Consider the following 18,308-nt stretch of genomic DNA (forward strand, 5'->3'; position numbering starts at 1 on the left):
GCAAACGCCGTCAACGGCGCCTCGGCAAGCTCACCCCTATCGAGTTTGAGACAATCAACCGGACCGCACACGCGGCCTGAATCGCTCAACCCCACTAGTCAACTGAAGTCGGGGCAGTCCCGAGATCAGATTTGGGCATTTTCACTGAGCGCCGTCATTTGTCGCTGTTGAGGTGGACGTTGGTAGGTCCACGGACATCCAATGATCCGTCTGAACCACCTCCGAGCGGTTTTGGGTTCGAGTCACACGACCGAGTGGCGTCTTCTAAACTGAAAGCGTGGGCACTTCGTGGATTGCGAGCGGTGGTTCGGGCACCGAAGGCGGCTTCCGATGCGGATGGTGCGAGCCGCGACAGCGGCCGATGTCTACGCGCACCCGCGAGCCGAGCTTGCGCGGCTGACGGACCTGGGCCTGCTGCACCAAGTGGCGACGGGCTTCTACGTGGCCGTGCCCGACGATCGGGTCGGGACCGAGTGGATGCCTGGCCTGGAGGCTGCAGCAGTTGGTATCGCTGTCGCGGCGTACGGCCGCGATGACGCTGTGGTGATGGGTATCAGCGCAGCGCGGTTGCACGGTGTTCTTCCGCGTGCGTTGGCGACGGCTGTGGTGGCTGTGCCGACGCGACACGATCCGATTCGGTTGGTGGATCGGCCGGCGTTGGTTCGGTTCGTCGTGCGCGACACCGCACGTCTGGATGCGGAGCGTATCGATACCGAGTTGGGTCCGGTGTTGGTGACGACTGCGGAGCAGACGGTGTTGGATCTGGTAAAGCGTCCGGGTCTCGGTGACGCCGAGGCTGAGGTGTGGCCGGCGGTGGAGCAGTTGTATCGACGGTGCGATCCGAAAGTGTTAGCCGAGATCGCTGGGGCTCAGAAGATGCGAATGACGTTGACGCGGCTGCAGGCTCGGTTGGGGGAGAAGTAGTGAATCCCCGCGAGTTGGCCTCGGTGGCCGCGCAATTCGGTGTCGCGCGTGCACAGGTCGAGCGGGATCACCTGATCTCGCACCTGCTCGGCTATCTGAGTGCGCATTTCGCGGATCGGATTGTGTTCATCGGCGGAACAGCCTTGGCTCGAACCCATTTGGTCGATGGTCGTCTCAGTGAGGACATCGACCTGATTGCGGTCGGTTCCAGATCGGAGGTCGCTCGTGATCTCGTCCGCGCTCTCCCACGCGCGGTGATGCGCAGCCACGGGCGATTGGTGTGGGACTCGGCGATCAGCGAGGTGCCCGAGCGCCTCGGTGCAGTGGTGAGGTCGCAGTCCGGTCTGGCTGTCAAGGTGCAGTTGCTGTCGGCGGAGGGTCGCCCAGCATGGCCGCTGGAAAACCGGCGGCTCGAACAACGGTTTGAGGATGCACCGGGAGCTGAGTTGACGGTGCCCACGCAGCCCGCGTTCGTTGCGGGTAAGACGGTGACCTGGTGTGAGCGGCGGGCGTCGCGTGATCTGTGGGACCTGTGGGCACTCAATTGCATTGGCGCATTCGAACCGGAAGTGGCCGATTTGTATCGGAGGTTCGGGCCCACGAACAAGTTGCCTGGTGAATTGCAGTTCGCGGATGCTCCGACCGAATCCGATAGGGAGAGCGAGCTTTTGCGCGTCCGGACCCGTATCTTGCGAGCTGGGTGGTCGATCAGCCGTCGGAAGCGTGGAGGTCGACATCGGGGAAGCGCTCATCGAAGACGCGTTGGACATCGGGGTTGACCGCAGCGAGAACCTGATCGAGGAGCGTGCCGAGTTGCAGCGTCTGCGAGTGTCCTAGGACGTCGATCATGACGCGCCTGACTTCGCGGACGTGCCCGGGGGCGGCCTGGGCGACCACGTCCTTACCCTCCTGCGTCAGAGCCACCTCTGTGAAGCGACCGTTGTCGGTATCCGGTCGGCGACGCACCCAGCCGCGATTCTCCATCTTGGTCAGAGTGTGTGACAGGCGAGAGATAGAGCCACCGACGAATGCGGCGAGGTCACTCATGTGGACCGTCTGATGGGGCGTGTCCGATATACATGAAAGGACCATGTAGTCGAAGTTGTTGATTCCCGCGTCTTGCTTGAGCTGGGCACTCAGGACTGTCGGCAGCGACTCGACCAGACCGGCGAGCGTCAGCCACGCCCGGATCTCCTCCCGGGTCAGCCATTGGGGGTCGCTCGTCAACCTTGACGGTAAACACGCACTGTTGAAATATCAACTATGGGTGTCGAGGTGTTCCGAAGGGGGAAGTCCGGACGGGACAAGGAAAGCTTTGAGTCTCGACCCTGTGGGAGGGTCTCAGGACGTGAGCTTGGCTTGGTAGCGATCGAGGAGCGACGGGACGCCGGCGGTCGGGGGTGCCCACGAGTTCGGAACCGGACAATCGACGGCGACACGGCGGGCCGCAGCCACGAAGTCGCGGGTCAGAGGCGAGTCGACGTCCGAACGCCACCCGATGGACAACGGTGTGGGGGGTATGCCAGTCACCGGAACGAATGCCAAACCTGGCCTCGCATAGAATCTTTGAGTTGACGCTTGTGAGAACGCCACGCCCTTGCTGGAGAGGATGGCTTCGAAGCACTCGTCGACAGTGGAGACTTCGGCACCGAGACGAACGGTCTCACCATCCCTCGAGCTGACGGCGAGCCAGAAGTCCCTCCATGATTCCGGGCTGCGCCTCGCGACGAACGGTTGCCCCGCCACTTCTTCGACACTGGTCGAATCTTGCTGCGCCAGAGGCGAAGTGGATGCTACGACAAGCACTCTCGGCTCCACGAACAGTGTCTCGAGCGCAAGCCAGTCCTGCACGACGACCGGCGGCCTGACGAACGCGACGTCGACCGACCCGTCGCCGAGTCCGACGTAGGGGTCGGTGAAGTCGAACGACTGCATCTCGACCGCGACGTCGGGGTGGAGAGCACGGAAAGCCGACAAGATGTCCGGCGTCAGCTCCGCGGCAGCGTTCGCCTGGAATCCGACGATCAGGTTGTTGCGCCCGCTGCGGCCCACCTGACGTGTCAACGACGCGACACGCTCGGCATCGGCGAGAAGCTGCCTGCTCCCTTCGAGGAGCTTGTCCCCGGCAGGGGTCAACGAGACATGACGGGAATCGCGGATGAACAGTGCGGTTCCCAAGGCGTGTTCGAGTTTGCGAATCTGCACGCTGAGCGAGGGCTGTGCGATATGCAGCCGCGCTGCTGCCTTGCCGAAATGAAGCTCTTCCGCGACGGCCACGAAATACGACAACGGCCTGAGCTCCAACGGAAGATTCACGTCCCCGATGCTATTCCCGCAGCTAGACCAGCACCAGTAGTTGTTTCCTATCGATCGGGCGACCGATTGGTATTGGACGAACCCGCAGGTCCAGCGTGTGATGGGTCACATGACAACAGCAACCGACACCACCACCCAGACCCCGGAACAGTGGGCCGACGCGTTCACCCAAGCATCCGACGCAGACGCCGAGATCTCCGCGCACGGCACGTACTTCACTTGCTCGTACCTCCTCGACATGGACACCCACTCCTTCGTCATCGAGATGTCGAACGGCAAAGTCCACGCAATCGCCGTCGACCCAGGCCCGCTCGACCGGCCCTATCAGTTCGCCATCCGCGCCGGCGTCGAGACGTGGCAGGGCTTTGGAGTTCCCGTTCCGGCACCGATGTTTCACGGCATCTGGGCGGCGTCGTTCCAGCGCGACATGAGGCTCGAGGGAGATGTCCTCGTCCTGATGCAGAACCTGCGCTGCGTTACCCGCCAGATCGAACTGCTGCGCGCCGTCGGCGTTCCGGTCTAGTCCCCGACTCACACACGACTCACCGAAGGAACAGAACATGAGCAAGATTTCACCTGTGACCGGCCATTACGTCGATGTCGACGTCGACGGTCTTCTGTACAAGGTCTTCTACCTAGAGAACGGCACCGGCCAACCGTTGGTATGCCAGCACACCGCCGGGTGCCACAACCACCAGTGGCGTGGACTGCTCGAAGACGAGGACATCACGCAGAATTACCGCGTGATCGCGTACGACCTGCCCCGCCACGGCAAGTCCGATCCGCCGGAGAACACAGAGTGGTGGAAAGAGGAGTACAAGCTCTCGGCCGACCATTACGCCAACTTCATCGTGGCCCTGGTCGATGCACTCGAACTGGAGAATCCGATCTTCATGGGTTCGTCGTTCGGTGGCAACATCGCCTTGCAGCTGGCGCTTCGCCATCCGGAACGCTTCGCCGGAGTCATCCCGGTCGAGGGAGCCGACTACTCACCGGGCTTCTACCTCGACTGGTGGCAGCACCCCCACGCGAACGCTGCGCAGGTGTGCGCAAGTGGCACATGGGATCTCATGGCACCACAGTCGCCCGAAGCCGACCGCTGGAAGACCTGGTTCTACTACACGCAGGGATCCGAGGCGTTCAAGGGCGACTTGCACTTCTACTCCGTGGACCACGACCTGCGCGACAAGCTCGACCAGATCGACGGCGACCGTTGCCCGGTCGTCATGCTGACCGGCGACTACGACTACCTCACCACCCCTGAGGACAGTGCCCGCACAGCTGCGCAGATCAAGAATGCGAAGTTCATCGAGATGAAGGACATCGGGCACTTCCCGATGAGCGAGAACCACCCGGTGTTCCGGACGTACCTTATCGAGGCGCTCGAGGTCTTGCAGAAATCCGCGTCCACCTCGGTCTCCGTCTGACCTGACCCTGTGCACACCCGCATGCTCGCCGGCCTCCGACACGGGGCCGGCGAGCATTCTTTTCGGCCCTCGAAAGGGAGATCCCGATGTCTGCCAAACACTTTCCGTACTGGGTTGCCGGCGAAGCGACTATCAGCGGTGTCGCTACCGAGATCCGCAATCCGTTCGACGGTCGCATCGTGGGGACGGTGTTCGAAGCGGCGTCGGAACACGTCGACGCCGCGATCGAGGCGTCCGCCGCGGTGGCGGACGAGTTCGCGGGAACGCCGGCCCACGTTCGGTCGGATGCGCTCGTACTTGTCTCGACGCGTCTGCACGAGCGTCGGGAGGAAATCGCTCGGCTCATCTCTGCCGAATCCGGCAAACCGATCAAGTGGGCGCGAGTCGAAGTCGCTCGCGCGGTGTCGACATTTCGGTGGGCGGCCGAGGAAGCACGACGATGGAGCGGGCATCTTCAGCGACTCGACACCGACGCTGGATCGGACGGCCGCTTGGCGCTGATTCAGCGCGTCCCACGCGGTCCCATCCTCGGAATTGCACCGTTCAACTTTCCGCTCAATCTGGTGGCCCACAAGGTGGCACCGGCCCTGGCGGTCGGCGCGCCGATCATCGTCAAACCTGCGCCGGCCACCCCGCTGACAAGTTTGGTGCTCGGCGGAATGCTCGCCGAGACATCGCTTCCGGCGGGTGCTTGGTCAGTGCTGACCGTCTCTAACGACAAGGCATCGGACATGGTCGTGGACCCTCGGCTACCGTTTGTCTCGTTCACTGGATCGGTCCCGGTGGGTTGGTCGATTCGAGAACTCGTTCCGCGCAAGCACGTCACGCTCGAACTCGGAGGTAACGCCCCGGTGGTGGTCTGCGCAGACTGGGCCGACGAGGAAAAACAGGAGTACGCAGCCGAGAGGATCGCACGATTCTCGATGTACCAAGCGGGTCAGTCGTGCATCGCGGTGCAGCGCGTCTTCGTCCACGACAGTCTCTACGACGCCATGCGCCGCCGCATTCTGGCTCACGTCGCGTCGCTGTCGACCGGTTCACCCGACGACGACGAGACCGACGTCGGCCCCCTGATCGACGAGCGCGCAGCCGTACGCGTGGAGGAGTGGATCGAGGAAGCCGTCGAGGGGGGAGCCACCGTTCTGGCCGGCGGCGGACGCACGGGCGCAGTCGTCGAACCGACGGTCATCGAGGATGCACCGCCAGGGGCCAAGGTTGTGGACGACGAGGTCTTCGGGCCCGTTGTCGTACTCTGCAAAGTCGCCTCGGATGCGGAGGCATTCGAACAGGTCAATGAATCCCGATTCGGATTGCAGGCGGGCATCTTCACGTCGAACCTGCAGACGGCGTTCACTGCGTCACGCGTCCTGGACGTCGGCGGGGTCATCATCGGTGACGTGCCGGGCTTCCGCGCCGATCAGATGCCGTACGGCGGAGTCAAAGATTCTGGGATGGGCAAAGAAGGGGTGCATTCGGCGATGGAGGACCTGACGCAGGAGAAGGTGCTCGTTCTGACCGGTATCGAGATTCCCTGAGATTCGGCACGACCCACCCAACTCCGAATGCCTGTTCCGACGGCAAATTCACAGTGCGCCGGCTTTCCCGGCTCTTCCCAGATGACGGTGTAGGTCGGCCGGGCGCGTCGGTCCGCAGATAGACGTCGAGGTCTCCCGACGATGGAGGTTCCTACGCCATCCATCCGAAAGACCTCGACGTGTCCGACGCTACCCCGCCGGCCGGCTTCGGCCGCCCTGACCTGACCGCCTTCGCGGCTCATCCCAATCGACCCTGATCGGGTCTGCTGACCCCCTCGACGAGAACGCAGCGACATCACAGCCACCCAACCCCGACCGCCCGGGAAGCCGGGGCACGTCACATGGCCTGTGCTGCGGGCGTGTCGAGTGGGTCGTCCAGGGGCGACGCAGGAGAGTCGACGCGACGTGCTGAGAGGTGGTTCCAACCGAGCGCTAGGACACCGGCTACAGGCATGGCGATAGGTCAGGAACGGCGTCGCTCCCTGCGCAGGAGGGAGCGCAGAGTCTCGGCGTTCGCATAGCCGACCCGTAGCGCGATCTCGGCGGAGGTGAGGTCCGTGGTTGCTGAGAGGTGCCGCGCTCGTTCGATGCGAAGCCGTTGGACGAAGCCGAGCGGAGTGAGGTTGAGCGCCGCACGGACTCGTCGTTCGAGGGTGCGCCGGCTGGTGCCGAGCGACTGCGCGACGAAGGCGACGTTGAACGGTTCGTCCAGGCGGGCGCGCACGAAGCGTTCGAACTCGACGACGATCGGGTCCTCGTGCCGGAGATGTTCGTAGGCGACGAAGGCCGCCTGCGACGGACGCTCGTCGATGATGAGGAGCTTGGCGACATGTTGGGCCAGGTCGGGGCTGATCGATCGCACGAGTGAGAGCGCGAGGTCGATGTGGGCGAACGCGGCGCCGGCGGTGACGAGGTTCCCGTCGACCACGACCATGGTGTCGAGATCGAGGGCGACGGTCGGATAGCGCTTCAGGAACTCCGGCCCCAGGAACCAGCTGGTCGTCGCCCGCCGATGATGCATCCGTCCGGTCTCGGCGACGGCGAACACGCCGGTGCACGCCGCGGCGATCCGGGTGGTCGCGTCGTCGAGGCGCCCGAGTGAGGCGATGACCGAACGTGCATCTCGGCTCTGGAGGGCGTCGTTGGTAGCGGCGGCCGTGAGGGTTCCAAGCGCAGGGACGACGACCACGTCGAACTCTCCGGACTCCGACAGCGGGTGGTCTACCGACAGGGTCATCGATGCCGTCGTGGTCACTCGCCGTTTCGGTCCGAGGATGGCGAGTTCGATCGGGTCGATCCGCGGGTCGACATCGCCGCGGGCTCCGTCGGCCACCCGCACGATGTCGATGACCGACGCGACAGCCGAACCGAAGCAGCCGTCGATCGCGATCAGTCCGATACGCATGGCGCGAACAATAGCAATACTGTCGTATACGCCACTCCCCACCGGCCCTCGCTCGTCATACGCTGAACTCGCCCCACGAAGAACCCCGACTTCAAGGAGAACCCCTCATGTCCACACCCGCATCACTTCCGTATGCCTTCGTCGCCAAGATCGTCGCGGCCGATGGACAGCACGACGCGCTCGCCGATCTGCTCGCCGGCGCTGTCGCACTCGCCAACGAAGAAGTAGGAACGATTGTCTGGTTCGCGGCTAGGACCCACGCCGACACCTTCTGGATCTTCGATGCATTCCCCGACGAGGCCGCTCGCGACGCCCACGCCAACGGCGCCATCGTCGCAGCCCTGATGGCCAACCAGCACCTCCTCGGCGCAGCACCCGAGATCCTGGCGGCCGACGTCCTCGCGTCCAAGCTCCCGTAGTCCGCCAACGCACGAGACGATCGCGCCCCGCCGAGCCGTCGGACCCGACCGCCTCGACACCCGCACCACGTTGACGATCCCCGACGGGCCGATCACGAGGAGGCCAGGCAACACCAGGCGCAAGCCTGGAGCGGCACTGTTTCACCGGTGGTCATCGAGAGAGCCAGCGCGGCTCCATGGCAGCGCAACTGTGTCAACTTGCCCTCCGTCCCGCGAGGCGCCGTGGGCGGGGTCGTGGTTGCGATCCGTTGCCGTGACGGGAGACGCGTTGCGCGTCGCAGCGATGACGGGTCGTTGGCGTTCCGGGGCGTTGCGTTCGTGCGCGCCGCGCGTGCGGCATGGAGCATCTCGCTGCGCACACAACGATCGTTGCGCCGACGCACCGTTGACACCTCGCACGTCCAGGTCGCGACACAACGCCACGCTGCGTTGCCGAGCGGAGCGAGGCCTTTCGGCACACGGACAGGATGCCGGCCGCGAGCGCTCAGCCGGCGAGGGGTCCGTCGCAGAGGAGAGCGACGTCGGTGTCGGGCAGAGCCGTGAGGCCAGCGCATCGCGCGACCACCAGAACCGAACCGACGACCTAATCACGTCGGCTCTGCGTCTATCGCTTGATGCGCCCACTGGGTGAACGAGCCGCTGACCTGCACAAACGCCGAGCGTGGGGGACGCTGCCATCCGGTGGTGACCGACGACGACCGACCAGTACCGACCGTTCTACCGGAGTTTCACCGGAGCTCGCGGCGGCGTCGAAGCCGAGCAAGCTCCATTCTTTAGCTCACCGCGCCTTGCTCCTCGCCGGTCCCGTCGTCGTCGAAGACGTCTCTCAGGGCTCTTCCCAGATGAGGGTGTGGGTCGGCCGCGACGACGCCTTCCGTGACGCGGTCGAGGTGGTCGCGATGGACGGCTTCACCGGGTTCAAGACCGCCGCTGCGGAGGAGATCCCGGACGCGGTCACGGTGATGGATCCCTTCCACGTCGTGCGCCTGGCCGGTGACGCCCTCGACAGGTGTCGGCACCGGGTCCAACTCGCGATCCACGGGCACCTTGGGTTCAGGGACGACCCGCTCTACAAGTCGCGGCGCACGCTGCACACCGGCGCGGACCTGCTTACCGACAAGCAGAGCGACAGGCTACGCGCGCTGTTCGTTGATGACGCTCACGTCGAGGTCGAGGCGACCTGGGGTGTCTACCAGCGCAAGATCGCCGCCTATCGCCACGAGGACCGGCAACGTGGCCGCGAGCTCATGGAGAAGCTGATCACCGACCTCAGCGCCGGCGTCCCCAAGGTGCTCACCGAGCTCACCACCCTGGGCCGGACCCTGAAGAAGCGAGCCGCCGACGTGCTCGCCTACTTCGAACGACCCGGCACCAGCAACGGGCCGACCGAGGCGCTCAACGGACGGCTCGAACACCTGCGCGGCTCCGCACTCGGGTTCCGCAACCTGACCAACTACATCGCCCGAAGCCTGCTCGAGACCGGCGGATTCAGACCCCAACTCCTACACCCCCGATTGGGATGAGCCGCTTTCCCGTCGGGGCCGCGAGTCAACCGTTCGCCCTCACGCCAGGCAAGACCGAAACCAACCACAACGGGACTGCGCGAACGACCGGGTGTTTGTCGGTCCAAAGAATACTGATGTTCGTTCGAGCCAGTGGGCCGAGGTGTCGGATGTGTTGTACAACGTCGGTTTACAACTACCGTATTTGGGTGGAGTTGGGTCTCGGTGTCACGAGCGTGTCACATGTTGGTACCTACGAGAGTGGATTCGGATGGTCCCGCTTGGACGGTCGATGCAGGTCAGCAGCTCCATGGTGGTTCCATGCGGACGTATCTGGTTGTCTCGCAACATACTTGTAAGCGAGCGGTCAACGGTTCAATCCCGTTAGGAGGCTCCACGAGACGGCTCTGACCAGCGAAAATGGGTGGGGCCGTCTCTTTTTGGCCTGTTGTGGCCGCTCGTTTCGCGAGTGAGCCCGGTTCGTCCACCTGGGTTTATGGGTCGATTGTGACCTGGGGATTTGCCGGTTCGGCGGCTCGATTCGGCGTTTGATGTCACAGAATGTCACAACTCATCGCTAACTCATCAGTGAGCATTCGTGTGGATATAGGTGGATTTTTGTGGACCGGGCGGGAGCGGCTAGGCCGGGATTGCGGTGTTGGAATGAGTGTCGGTTCTGTAGGCTTGGAGCCTACGTATTCGATACTCGATGGAGGTGACTGTGACTGCGAGCAATGTGCGACGCCGTCACACCGGGTTACCTCCGGAGTTTGCGCGGCTTCCGATGCGGATGGTGCGGGCCGCGACGGCGGCCCAGGTGTACGCGCACCCGCGGGCCGAGCTTGCGCGCCTGATGGACTTGGGTCTGCTGCATAGGGTGGCGACAGGCTTCTACGTGGCTGTGCCAGACGATCGGGTCGGGACCGAGTGGATGCCTGGATTGGAGGCAGCGGCGGCCGGTATCGCTGTCGCGGCGTACGGCCCCGACGATGCCGTCGTGATGGGTGTCAGCGCGGCCCGGTTGCACGGGGCGATTCCGCGGGCGTTGGCGACTGCTGTGGTGGCTGTGCCGACGCGGCACGATCCGATTCGGTTGGCGGATCGGCTGGCACTGGTTCGGTTCGTCGTGCGCGACACAGCACGTCTGGATGCGGAGCGCATCGATACCGAGTTGGGGCCGGTGCTAGTGACTACCGCGGAGCAGACGGTGATGGATCTGGTGAAGCGTCCGGGGCTCGGTGATGCCGAGGGGGAGGTGTGGCCGGCGGTGGAGCAGTTGTATCGGAAGTGCGATCCGAAGGTGTTAGCCGAGATCGCCGAGGCTCAGAAGATGCGAACGACTTTGACGCGGATGCAGGATCGGTTGCGGGAGCGAGGGTGAATGCAGACGAGTTGGCCTCGGTGGCCGCGCAATTCGGTGTCGCGCGTGCACAGGTCGAGCGGGATCACCTGATCTCGCACCTGCTCGGCTATCTGAGTGCGCACTTCGCGGATCGGATTGTATTCATCGGCGGAACAGCCTTGGCTCGAACCCATTTGGTCGATGGTCGTCTCAGTGAGGACATCGATCTGATTGCGGTTGGTTCGAGATCCGATGTCGCTCGTGATCTCGACCGCGCTCTCCCGCGCGCAATCATGCGCAGCCACGGGCGACTGGTGTGGGATCCGGCGATCAGCGAGGTGCCCGAGCATCTCGGTGCAGTGTTGAGGTCGCAGTCCGGACTGGCGGTCAAGGTGCAGTTGCTGTCGGCGGAAGGTCGCCCAACGTGGCCTCTGGAGAACCGGCAGCTCGAACAGCGGTACGAGGATGCACTCGGAGCTGAGTTGACGGTGCCCACGCGGCCCGCGTTCGTTGCGGGTAAGGCGGTGACCTGGTGTGATCGGCGGGCATCGCGTGATCTGTGGGACTTGTGGGCACTCAATCGGATTGGCGCATTCGAGCCGGACGTGGCCGATTTGTATCAAAGGTTCGGGCCGACGAACAAGCTGCCAGGGCAGTGGCAGTTCGCGGACATACCGACCGAATCCGATTGGGAGAGTCAGTTGTCGGGGCAGACGCGGCTGACCGTGACAGCGCGCGAAGCGGCAAACCTTGTGGCCCGGGCATGGCAGGCGCTGGCGACAAGTTAGTCCTGCAGTCGCATGAAACAGTCTTGCGGTAAAGGCCCGCAACGCAGGCAGTCTGCGAGCGAATTAAGCTGTGCTGCCGAATATTCGACGGTATGAGTCCAGTTCTTCTTCGTCAACATCGATTTTGCCGAAGAGTACGTACATTGTTGTGTCCCATGGGCGAAGGCCATCGTGCCTGGGAGTGAGAAGAACCGCGACCGTCCGGCAAGAATCAACTGTTTCGGCGGGACGCCCGGAGATCCATTCGTGGTGGCGGAGCGTCGCCCACCCACGGAAGACTGCTTGATGGTGTCCGCTGAGATGGTTCAGCACGCTGAAGGCCAACTGTAAGTGATTGTCTCCCAGCCAGTAACGGCGAGCCTCAAACCGCGTCTCACCATTGAGGGCGTCTCGAGCGATTCGGAGCTGGTCGAGCAGTCGTCGGCCGATCGCGGCCCGCTCGAGTACGGGATGCTGATCGAGCATGTGCAGCACGTTCAAGCGGTCGAGTTCGGGACGATCCCAGGACGACTTAGCGACGTCCTCAAGCAGCTGGCGATACAGCGCTGCCCCTGCGGTGTCGATGCTCGATGCTGGCTCCCTCGGCAAGAGGGGGTACGAAATACGTTGGGCTTGTGCTGGATAGTTGTGGTCGGTATCTGCGTTCCGAGTTGCTTCGAGGTCGGCATTCGCGAGCTCGAAATAGTGTGGCACATGTTCACCCGGTGCGACTTCGTCGTCTTTTATTCGGTGAATGTATGCGCCGACGGCGGTGATCGACCTCATCTGGTCGAAGAGGAATTCCCACTCACGCCGTAGAAGAGCTACTACTGCAAGCGACGGCGGCGATGAGACGGTGGAGATGTGCTCGGGCGGCTGGTCGTGATCGATTATTACGACACCAACCCATGCGTATGCCGCGGCGTCGACTTGTATCGAGCGTCCCCGGGCGTTGGGAAGGGTCTTGGGTGTGGCGGTCAGGGTTCGTACTGTGCCTGCGGCTTGGCGCGCGCCCTTCGCGGCGTTCTTGGCAATCCAGTTCAGTTCGCGAGCAGGGTTTGCGTCGGTGGGTACGTCGCGGGACTTCACCTGGATAGCAAGTGCTCGATTTCCGAAGATGACTGTACCGTCGCCGAGCTCACGGGATGCTGTGCCTTTAGCGATCTTCTTGGGTGGCAACACGAAATCGGGGAGCCCCCACTGTGCCGCAGCGGCGAGGGTCGCGTTCTCGGCTGCAGGACCTCGAAGCACTGCTGGCTCGAGGACTCGGGCGTGTGGAATCGTCCGCCCGAACACGCCGTTTTCAGTGTGGACCAGCATGACCATGTTGTCGTCGTCATCCCGATAGACAGCAAGGCCGAGTTCGGACTGAGCGAGCTGGGGTTCGAGGTCTGGGTAATTCGAGTGATCGACCGGTGCCCACCTGCCAGGGTCGTTGTCGTCTTCGGTAGTCAAATTGTCTACGTCCAAGTCGAGGTCCGGGCGGTTGGGCGGCTCGCGCAGACCAACCGAGCGCTCGAAGCCGCGAACAATTTCGGCTGCAACTTTAAGAAGTGAGGCACATCGGCGGCCGACCGTGTCTTTGTCTGGGTTGCCAGGCCATGGAGGTAGCGCGAACGCGATGTCGAGGGCGACGCCCGGCCGGCCGCGCAGGCCTCGCGCGCCTTCGGTGGGTTCTACCCGGAACCGCGCGATCGGGGCTGATGTCTGGACGAGTGTGGGCGACGCGGCAACTAGTTCGACAATCTTGTGCGGTGAGTCCACCACCACGGTCGGCTGAACCGAGTGCGCCCATATTCCAAAAACCTTCGCGTCTGGGTCCAGGTTGGCGACATCCTTCAACAGACCCATTGCTGACCGCAGCATTGAGATTTGAGTGGGAGTTTCTGCTTCGATTGCGTAGGGCTGAAACAGTGCGACGAGCTGCAGGTGGTCGGGTCGGAGACCATCCAACGCGCCGGAGTGGTGGAGCTCGGTGAACTCGGATGGGGTTGAACAAAGCGGGAATTGGATCGGTCGATCAGGCGTGGGTGTGATGCCCGAAGTCAGTCTCTCGGTGGCCTGGATTGCTGCGTTCAGGCTGTCCTGGACTGCAGCAATGAAGTCTCGGCCACTCTGTTGGATGGCGTCGGCCTGCGTCGGCCACTCGACCGACAGTCGAAGCTCGCCGAGGCCTTGTTCGTCGAGATAGATCTGGCAGCACAGTGCGCTGTCGATGTCCACCTCGTTCCAGTGCGTCGCGATGTCATGACGAAGCTGGCGCGCTGAATCCAACGCATGCCAGGCTTTCTCGAACGGCTCTGATCTCTGATCGTCGGTCGAATCGAGGGTAGTCATGCGTCGTTACTACACCACTGCACCGACAGCGCGGCGTCCCTGATTCGTTGACCGTCAGTTGGTCAAGCTGAAGACGTGTCACGCTGTGTAGTAGCTAGACACCTTCGGTTTCCCGAAATTTGCGTGCTCAAGCATTTCTAGGGTCACACGATTCTCGTCGTGACTGGATAGCCACTTTCTGACCTTGTGGCGCTCAATTCCTGCCTGATTTCCAGCCAAAGCAAGTATTCTCCTGTTCTGGGGATGGGATATCTGGCGCTCGATGGATGTAAGAACGCCCCTTGCTTTGTCAGCGTCCCAAGCGGCAAGTCGCTGAAGGCAAATCGAGAGGAGCACTATTGGGGTGCGCGCATCCGCCGACCGCTCTGCTACAAAGTCGACGAGTTTAGAACCGGGATTCTTTTCGCTTGGAAACATGCGAAGATAGTGAGCGATCGACCAGTCAAACGATGCCCACGGGCTGCTTGCATAGTTGAGAAACCAGTCCTCAAGATGGTCCTGCGAGAATACCATTTTGAACATCGGTGCCAAGGCATCAGCGGCGTGTGGCATACGCTCTGCTAGATGTGAAAACTCTGCGAGCCGGTATGAGATTGCGTGACTACGCATACGATTCGCGACGAACTTCAGGCTGGTTCTTGATGCACGAGTCGGGTCGTCGAGTAGGCGGTCGACTAGTTCTTCCAAGGGCTTCGTTTCTTTCTTGAGGATAGCGTCATCCACGGCACTGTGTTCAATCTCTAGTGCATGCTCGGAAACTTCATCCCCCTCGAAAACGTCTGTCTTCGCGGCGTTGATATGCATTCCTATATCGCTCGCTGCCTGCTGTAGTTCGATCTGTGCTCGCCGCATGTCTCCAGCTTCGTCTCCGAAGAGCCACACGTCGTCCATCCATCGGGTCCAGCTTCGTCGGGGACGTCGAGCCGCTTTGCCGAATATGGTCAGGTGGGGAACGGTGGAGGCGTGATGCTCAAGCACGTCGTCGAGTGACTTCATGTACATATTGGCGATAACCGCTGACGCAAGCGAGCGCTGTGGTAGCCCGGTGCGTCCGGAGGTTTTGTACATTCGTTCGACGAATGCGAGTAGCGCAGTCTGTATGTGGTTCTTCTTCAGCGTATCCTCCAGCGACGTCTGAAGCCTGTCGAGAGGGATGCTTGCGAAACACGACACGAGGTCAGTGCGCAGACCGGCTTCAAAGTTGCGGCTCGCATCGCCGAGGTGCGAGCGGTATTGCTTCCACTGCAGATCATTGTGTGAGTAGTCCCCTTTTTGAGGATGGTCCGGCTTCAGGCGCCAGCCGTATGCACTCTCGTGCAGCCCCCCGATCAGGTCGACACTCACCGCATCGACCAGCGCCTGATAGGTCAATCGGTCTTCGATGGGGAGCACGACAGCTGGTCGAGCCCCCCAGTTTTCTTTTGGTACGTCGATTAACGCCGGACTCTGTTTATGTGTGCTGTCGATGTGGTTGCCGAGTCGCTTGGGGGACGCAAGGAGAAAGTCAATCTCGGGCCACTCCCATGGATCGTGGTACCAATCCCCGAAGAACTCTCCGCGCACGTTCTTGGCGGCAGTCTTGAAGTCAAGAACGTTCGCCCAATCCATCTGTGCCATCGGCTGATACTGGCATACTCCAACCCCGTCACGTCGTTAGCCCGTCTCAGCGACCCGACCCGCAGCCGGTCCAGGGTGCCTGGTGCCACGAGCATTTCGGTGCCGTCTAGGGAGCAGCCCGGTCTGACACTGGAAGTACAGTTGCTGTCAGAGCAAGGACGGCAGGCTTGGCCATCGAAGTGGAGGCAACTCGGACAGCGTTATCGCGGCGTTCCGCCGGCCGACTTCATCGTGCCAACTCGGACTGCGTTGGTTGCAGGTACGACGACTATTGGAGACCCTCCAGATCGTAAGGTGGAAAAGGTCGCCACCATATCGGCGAGCCGTTCCAGGGCGCGAGCCCGCTGGACATGTATGCGTATTGCAGCCTAGCCAGAGCAAGATCTCGTTCTGCTCCGTCCGGTAACGGTCCGCCGGATTTTGCTTGCGGCTCGGGTTGAAGCGTGATGGCGGTCGAGTGAGGGTCGAGGCGAAAGAAGGCAACCACCTCTTCGACGAGTAATCGCGTGAGGCGTTTCCCTCGCATCGATTCATGGAGGAATATTCTGTCGATCAACAGCACTGAGTCAATCCAGTGGTCGGGATAGGAGTCGCGAATCTCTGCTGCAACGACTCCGAGTCCTGAGGCGTCCGTGCTGATAGCGTCGGCCGCGTCGGCGATGTCTTCGGCGGCGACGTTCCAGCCGATCCAGCCGCTGAGATAGGCACTTGCGTCTTCGTCGACTGTGTCGAGCTCAATGTCGCATGAGAAGGCGCGGAGAATGTCTACGCCGCCGTCAATCGCTCGGTGAAGGGTGACGCGTGTTTCCCAATAGTCGCGGTCGGAGACTTCTTCGGCGAGCATCTAGGATTTCTTCCCTGGTGGTGGTTCTGCTGGCAGGTCTACCTGGGCGCGATCGGCGCGCCTGCCCGGATCGATTCAATTGCATTCGTTGTAGTTGGGACTGGACACACGCCGATCCACGATCGACGAAGGTTAACCATCGCCCCAGTTCCAGCCTGGTAGGGACTCCAGTGTTGCTGATCGCTCGGCTTTCATGTTTGCCTTCCCACGCCACTGCTCCCGAACCCACAGGCCGAGCTTGACGCCTTGTTCTATGTGCCGGTCCGGGGGCTTGATGTGGCCTTCCCGAGCGACGTACTGGTTTAGCATCTCGAATTTTTGGTTCCAGACATAGTCGTTCTTGGTACCCCAGAACCAACCGGGGCTGGCTTCCAACTGCGATTGTCTTTCAGCGTCGAGTCTTGTGTGCTCGCGTCGACGGAGCCTGGCCCACTGACCGACCTTCAGGCCGCCCTCGACGAAGTCGACCGGAACGTTGGTGTGACCCTCTCGTCGTGCGTAGGAGCGCAGCAGCTCCAGGTGTTGCGTCCATGAATCGTTGAGGGCGTTCCAGCTCCAGCCATGAAGCGCCTCGAGACGCAGCCGCCTCTCCTCTGCCATCGTGGCGCGGTTGCTTCGTTGCTCCCCGATCCATCCACCGAGATTGACACCGTCGGCGACAAAGCCGCGAGCGACCCTCGTGTGTCCCTGTTGTTCGGCGAAAGACACAAGCGCGGCGTACGCCCGCTCCCAAGCGTCCGTGTACGGGTCCCACGACCATCCTGGTACCGCTACCAACAGGTCCCGGCGTTCCTGCGTAATGTTGGCGCGGTTGGCCCGTTGTTCTCGAACCCAGCTGCCGATGTTCACCCCATCTTCCTTGAAGCCTTGCGGAACGAGAACATGTCCTTCTCGGCGTTGGTACTGATTGAGTAGTTCCAGCTTCTGCTGCCACATCGCGGCTCGTGCGTCCCACACCCAACCAGGCAGCGATTGCAGACGCTCCCGGTCGTCTTCGGGTAGGTCATCTCGATTCTTCCGCTGGACGGTGACCCATGTTCCAAGAGGAAAGTCGTTCTCCACATGAGCGTTAGGGACGCGCGCATGACCTTCTCGCGCGACGAAGTCCGTAAGAAACTTGTAGCCGCGGTCCCACTTGTCGGCCTGTGGCGTCCACGACCATTCCGGCAGTGCCTCGAGGAGTTGGACCCGCTCCGCAGACATTTCGTCGCGGTTGGTGCGCTGTACAACCACCCACTGCCCGAGCTTCACACCGTCTTCGATCAACCGCGGCGACGGCTGAGCACGGCCCACTCGCTCGGCGAACGCCTTCAATGCCTGGTAGTTCCGAGTCCAGGTGACCTCGCGGATGTCCCACACCCAACCAGAAAACGCCTCGAGCTCTCGTGTCCTCTCTTCGGACATTTTGCCTCGCTTGTACAGACCACGCTGTGTCGCATGAGGTTCACCCCGAAAAGTGGACAGTGTTTACGCGGCCATGATGGGCGCGGTCAATGACTGTTCGTAGTTGGTGGGGCTGAGCATCCCGATCGTGGAGTGCCTACGACGAGTGTTGTAGAGATTCATCCAGTTGTCAACTGCAGCAACCAGTTCAGTGGCATACGCGAAAGCGTGCCGGTAGTAGTACTCGTGTTTGAACGTCGACCACAGACTCTCCGCGCCGACGTTGTCCCAGCATATGCCCGTTTCGCCCATCGAACGCCGCAACCCGTAGCGTTCGCACGCCTGCTTCATCATCACAGCGGTATATTGACCAGGTTCAAGCGGTCGACGCAACACCCCAAGGGGAAAAGGGGTTTTGATGGGACGAGTGCCGGATTGGGCCGCAGCATTGACCGGGCGAGCGGTGATGCGCTCGCCAGGACGGCCACCT

17 protein-coding genes and 1 pseudogene are annotated in these 18,308 nt (G+C 62.2%); 9 read left to right on the forward strand and 9 right to left on the reverse strand.

The window, feature by feature from the left end; translation table 11 throughout:
* The first annotated feature begins 330 nt into the window (after positions 1 to 330).
* The gene (locus KVY23_RS24175) at positions 331 to 924 is read left to right on the forward strand and encodes a type IV toxin-antitoxin system AbiEi family antitoxin (protein WP_008719936.1); all 594 of its coding nucleotides are present in this window, start codon (positions 331 to 333) and stop codon (positions 922 to 924) included.
* On the opposite strand, the gene KVY23_RS24180 is transcribed toward KVY23_RS24175, so the two are convergent.
* Positions 870 to 1,193 carry a hypothetical protein gene (locus KVY23_RS24180; RefSeq protein ID WP_230558482.1) on the reverse strand — a complete coding sequence of 108 codons (324 nt, stop codon included), beginning with the start codon at positions 1,191 to 1,193 and terminating at the stop codon, positions 870 to 872. The genes KVY23_RS24175 and KVY23_RS24180 overlap by 55 nt on opposite strands.
* On the opposite strand from KVY23_RS24180, the gene KVY23_RS24185 reads away from it, so the two are divergent.
* Positions 1,083 to 1,703: a nucleotidyl transferase AbiEii/AbiGii toxin family protein gene (locus KVY23_RS24185; RefSeq protein ID WP_230558480.1), complete on the forward strand. Its 621-nt coding sequence runs from the start codon at positions 1,083 to 1,085 to the stop codon at positions 1,701 to 1,703. The genes KVY23_RS24180 and KVY23_RS24185 overlap by 111 nt on opposite strands.
* Here KVY23_RS24185 and KVY23_RS24190 read toward each other — a convergent pair.
* Both KVY23_RS24190 and KVY23_RS24195 read right to left on the reverse strand, forming a co-directional pair.
* Positions 1,633 to 2,151, reverse strand: a complete 519-nt coding sequence (locus KVY23_RS24190; protein ID WP_008719933.1) for a MarR family winged helix-turn-helix transcriptional regulator — start codon at positions 2,149 to 2,151, stop codon at positions 1,633 to 1,635. The two genes, KVY23_RS24185 and KVY23_RS24190, sit on opposite strands and share 71 nt — an antisense overlap.
* A gap of 114 nt (positions 2,152 to 2,265) precedes the next feature.
* Positions 2,266 to 3,240, reverse strand: a complete 975-nt coding sequence (locus KVY23_RS24195; RefSeq protein WP_042940220.1) for a LysR family transcriptional regulator — start codon at positions 3,238 to 3,240, stop codon at positions 2,266 to 2,268.
* Positions 3,241 to 3,349: 109 nt separating this feature from the next.
* On the opposite strand from KVY23_RS24195, the gene KVY23_RS24200 reads away from it, so the two are divergent.
* The 3 genes from KVY23_RS24200 to KVY23_RS24210 all read left to right on the forward strand — a co-directional run bounded on the left by KVY23_RS24200 (position 3,350) and on the right by KVY23_RS24210 (position 6,202).
* Positions 3,350 to 3,763, forward strand: coding sequence for a hypothetical protein (locus KVY23_RS24200; RefSeq protein WP_042940221.1), 414 nt, complete (start codon positions 3,350 to 3,352; stop codon positions 3,761 to 3,763).
* Between the two features lie 37 nt (positions 3,764 to 3,800).
* On the forward strand, positions 3,801 to 4,667 hold the full coding sequence (locus tag KVY23_RS24205) for an alpha/beta fold hydrolase (RefSeq protein ID WP_008719926.1): 867 nt from the start codon (positions 3,801 to 3,803) through the stop codon (positions 4,665 to 4,667).
* 86 nt (positions 4,668 to 4,753) lie between these two features.
* Positions 4,754 to 6,202 (forward strand): aldehyde dehydrogenase family protein, encoded by a 1,449-nt coding sequence (locus KVY23_RS24210; protein WP_206499039.1) that lies wholly within the window; start codon positions 4,754 to 4,756, stop codon positions 6,200 to 6,202.
* A 463-nt stretch (positions 6,203 to 6,665) separates the two neighbouring features.
* Here the strand turns inward: KVY23_RS24210 and KVY23_RS24215 are convergent, their stop codons facing one another.
* Positions 6,666 to 7,607: a GlxA family transcriptional regulator gene (locus tag KVY23_RS24215; RefSeq protein ID WP_027504856.1), complete on the reverse strand. Its 942-nt coding sequence runs from the start codon at positions 7,605 to 7,607 to the stop codon at positions 6,666 to 6,668.
* A 107-nt stretch (positions 7,608 to 7,714) separates the two neighbouring features.
* On the opposite strand from KVY23_RS24215, the gene KVY23_RS24220 reads away from it, so the two are divergent.
* The 4 genes and pseudogenes from KVY23_RS24220 (at position 7,715) to KVY23_RS24235 (ending at position 11,658) form a co-directional block, all read left to right on the forward strand.
* Positions 7,715 to 8,026 (forward strand): putative quinol monooxygenase, encoded by a 312-nt coding sequence (locus KVY23_RS24220; protein ID WP_006247389.1) that lies wholly within the window; start codon positions 7,715 to 7,717, stop codon positions 8,024 to 8,026.
* An 800-nt stretch (positions 8,027 to 8,826) separates the two neighbouring features.
* A pseudogene (locus KVY23_RS24225) lies at positions 8,827 to 9,549 on the forward strand (ISL3 family transposase); the annotation flags it as partial.
* Positions 9,550 to 10,312: 763 nt separating this feature from the next.
* Positions 10,313 to 10,909 (forward strand): type IV toxin-antitoxin system AbiEi family antitoxin, encoded by a 597-nt coding sequence (locus KVY23_RS24230; RefSeq protein ID WP_230558481.1) that lies wholly within the window; start codon positions 10,313 to 10,315, stop codon positions 10,907 to 10,909.
* Positions 10,906 to 11,658: a nucleotidyl transferase AbiEii/AbiGii toxin family protein gene (locus KVY23_RS24235; RefSeq protein ID WP_230558474.1), complete on the forward strand. Its 753-nt coding sequence runs from the start codon at positions 10,906 to 10,908 to the stop codon at positions 11,656 to 11,658. The genes KVY23_RS24230 and KVY23_RS24235 overlap by 4 nt, the downstream gene beginning before the upstream one ends.
* 63 nt (positions 11,659 to 11,721) lie before the next feature.
* Here KVY23_RS24235 and KVY23_RS24240 read toward each other — a convergent pair whose 3' ends face one another.
* From KVY23_RS24240 to KVY23_RS24260, 5 genes are all read right to left on the reverse strand, one after another.
* Positions 11,722 to 13,974, reverse strand: coding sequence for a hypothetical protein (locus tag KVY23_RS24240; RefSeq protein ID WP_230558475.1), 2,253 nt, complete (start codon positions 13,972 to 13,974; stop codon positions 11,722 to 11,724).
* A 78-nt stretch (positions 13,975 to 14,052) separates the two neighbouring features.
* Positions 14,053 to 15,591, reverse strand: a complete 1,539-nt coding sequence (locus KVY23_RS24245) for an RNA-directed DNA polymerase (RefSeq protein WP_230558476.1) — start codon at positions 15,589 to 15,591, stop codon at positions 14,053 to 14,055.
* A gap of 268 nt (positions 15,592 to 15,859) precedes the next feature.
* A complete protein-coding gene (locus KVY23_RS24250; RefSeq protein ID WP_230558477.1) occupies positions 15,860 to 16,435 on the reverse strand; it encodes a hypothetical protein in 576 nt (191 codons plus the stop codon).
* A gap of 132 nt (positions 16,436 to 16,567) precedes the next feature.
* Positions 16,568 to 17,839, reverse strand: coding sequence for a helicase associated domain-containing protein (locus tag KVY23_RS24255; RefSeq protein ID WP_230558478.1), 1,272 nt, complete (start codon positions 17,837 to 17,839; stop codon positions 16,568 to 16,570).
* 63 nt (positions 17,840 to 17,902) lie between these two features.
* Positions 17,903 to 18,308 (reverse strand): integrase core domain-containing protein (locus KVY23_RS24260; RefSeq protein ID WP_230558479.1); only part of this gene is annotated, 406 nt, incomplete at its 5' end.

The sequence above is a fragment of the Rhodococcus sp. I2R genome, assembly GCF_020889545.1.
Taxonomy (GTDB): Bacteria; Actinomycetota; Actinomycetes; order Mycobacteriales; family Mycobacteriaceae; genus Rhodococcoides.

Bases quoted from the DNA above. Each gene is read 5' to 3' on its own strand.
- KVY23_RS24175 (WP_008719936.1), top strand. From the start codon at position 331: ATGCGGATGGTGCGAGCCGCGACAGCGGCCGATGTCTACGCGCACCCG.
- KVY23_RS24200 (WP_042940221.1), top strand. From the start codon at position 3,350: ATGACAACAGCAACCGACACCACCACCCAGACCCCGGAACAGTGGGCC.
- KVY23_RS24205 (WP_008719926.1), top strand. From the start codon at position 3,801: ATGAGCAAGATTTCACCTGTGACCGGCCATTACGTCGATGTCGACGTC.
- KVY23_RS24210 (WP_206499039.1), top strand. From the start codon at position 4,754: ATGTCTGCCAAACACTTTCCGTACTGGGTTGCCGGCGAAGCGACTATC.
- KVY23_RS24215 (WP_027504856.1), bottom strand. From the start codon at position 7,607: ATGCGTATCGGACTGATCGCGATCGACGGCTGCTTCGGTTCGGCTGTC.
- KVY23_RS24220 (WP_006247389.1), top strand. From the start codon at position 7,715: ATGTCCACACCCGCATCACTTCCGTATGCCTTCGTCGCCAAGATCGTC.
- KVY23_RS24230 (WP_230558481.1), top strand. From the start codon at position 10,313: ATGCGGATGGTGCGGGCCGCGACGGCGGCCCAGGTGTACGCGCACCCG.
- KVY23_RS24240 (WP_230558475.1), bottom strand. From the start codon at position 13,974: ATGACTACCCTCGATTCGACCGACGATCAGAGATCAGAGCCGTTCGAG.
- KVY23_RS24245 (WP_230558476.1), bottom strand. From the start codon at position 15,591: ATGGCACAGATGGATTGGGCGAACGTTCTTGACTTCAAGACTGCCGCC.
- KVY23_RS24250 (WP_230558477.1), bottom strand. From the start codon at position 16,435: ATGCTCGCCGAAGAAGTCTCCGACCGCGACTATTGGGAAACACGCGTC.
- KVY23_RS24255 (WP_230558478.1), bottom strand. From the start codon at position 17,839: ATGTCCGAAGAGAGGACACGAGAGCTCGAGGCGTTTTCTGGTTGGGTG.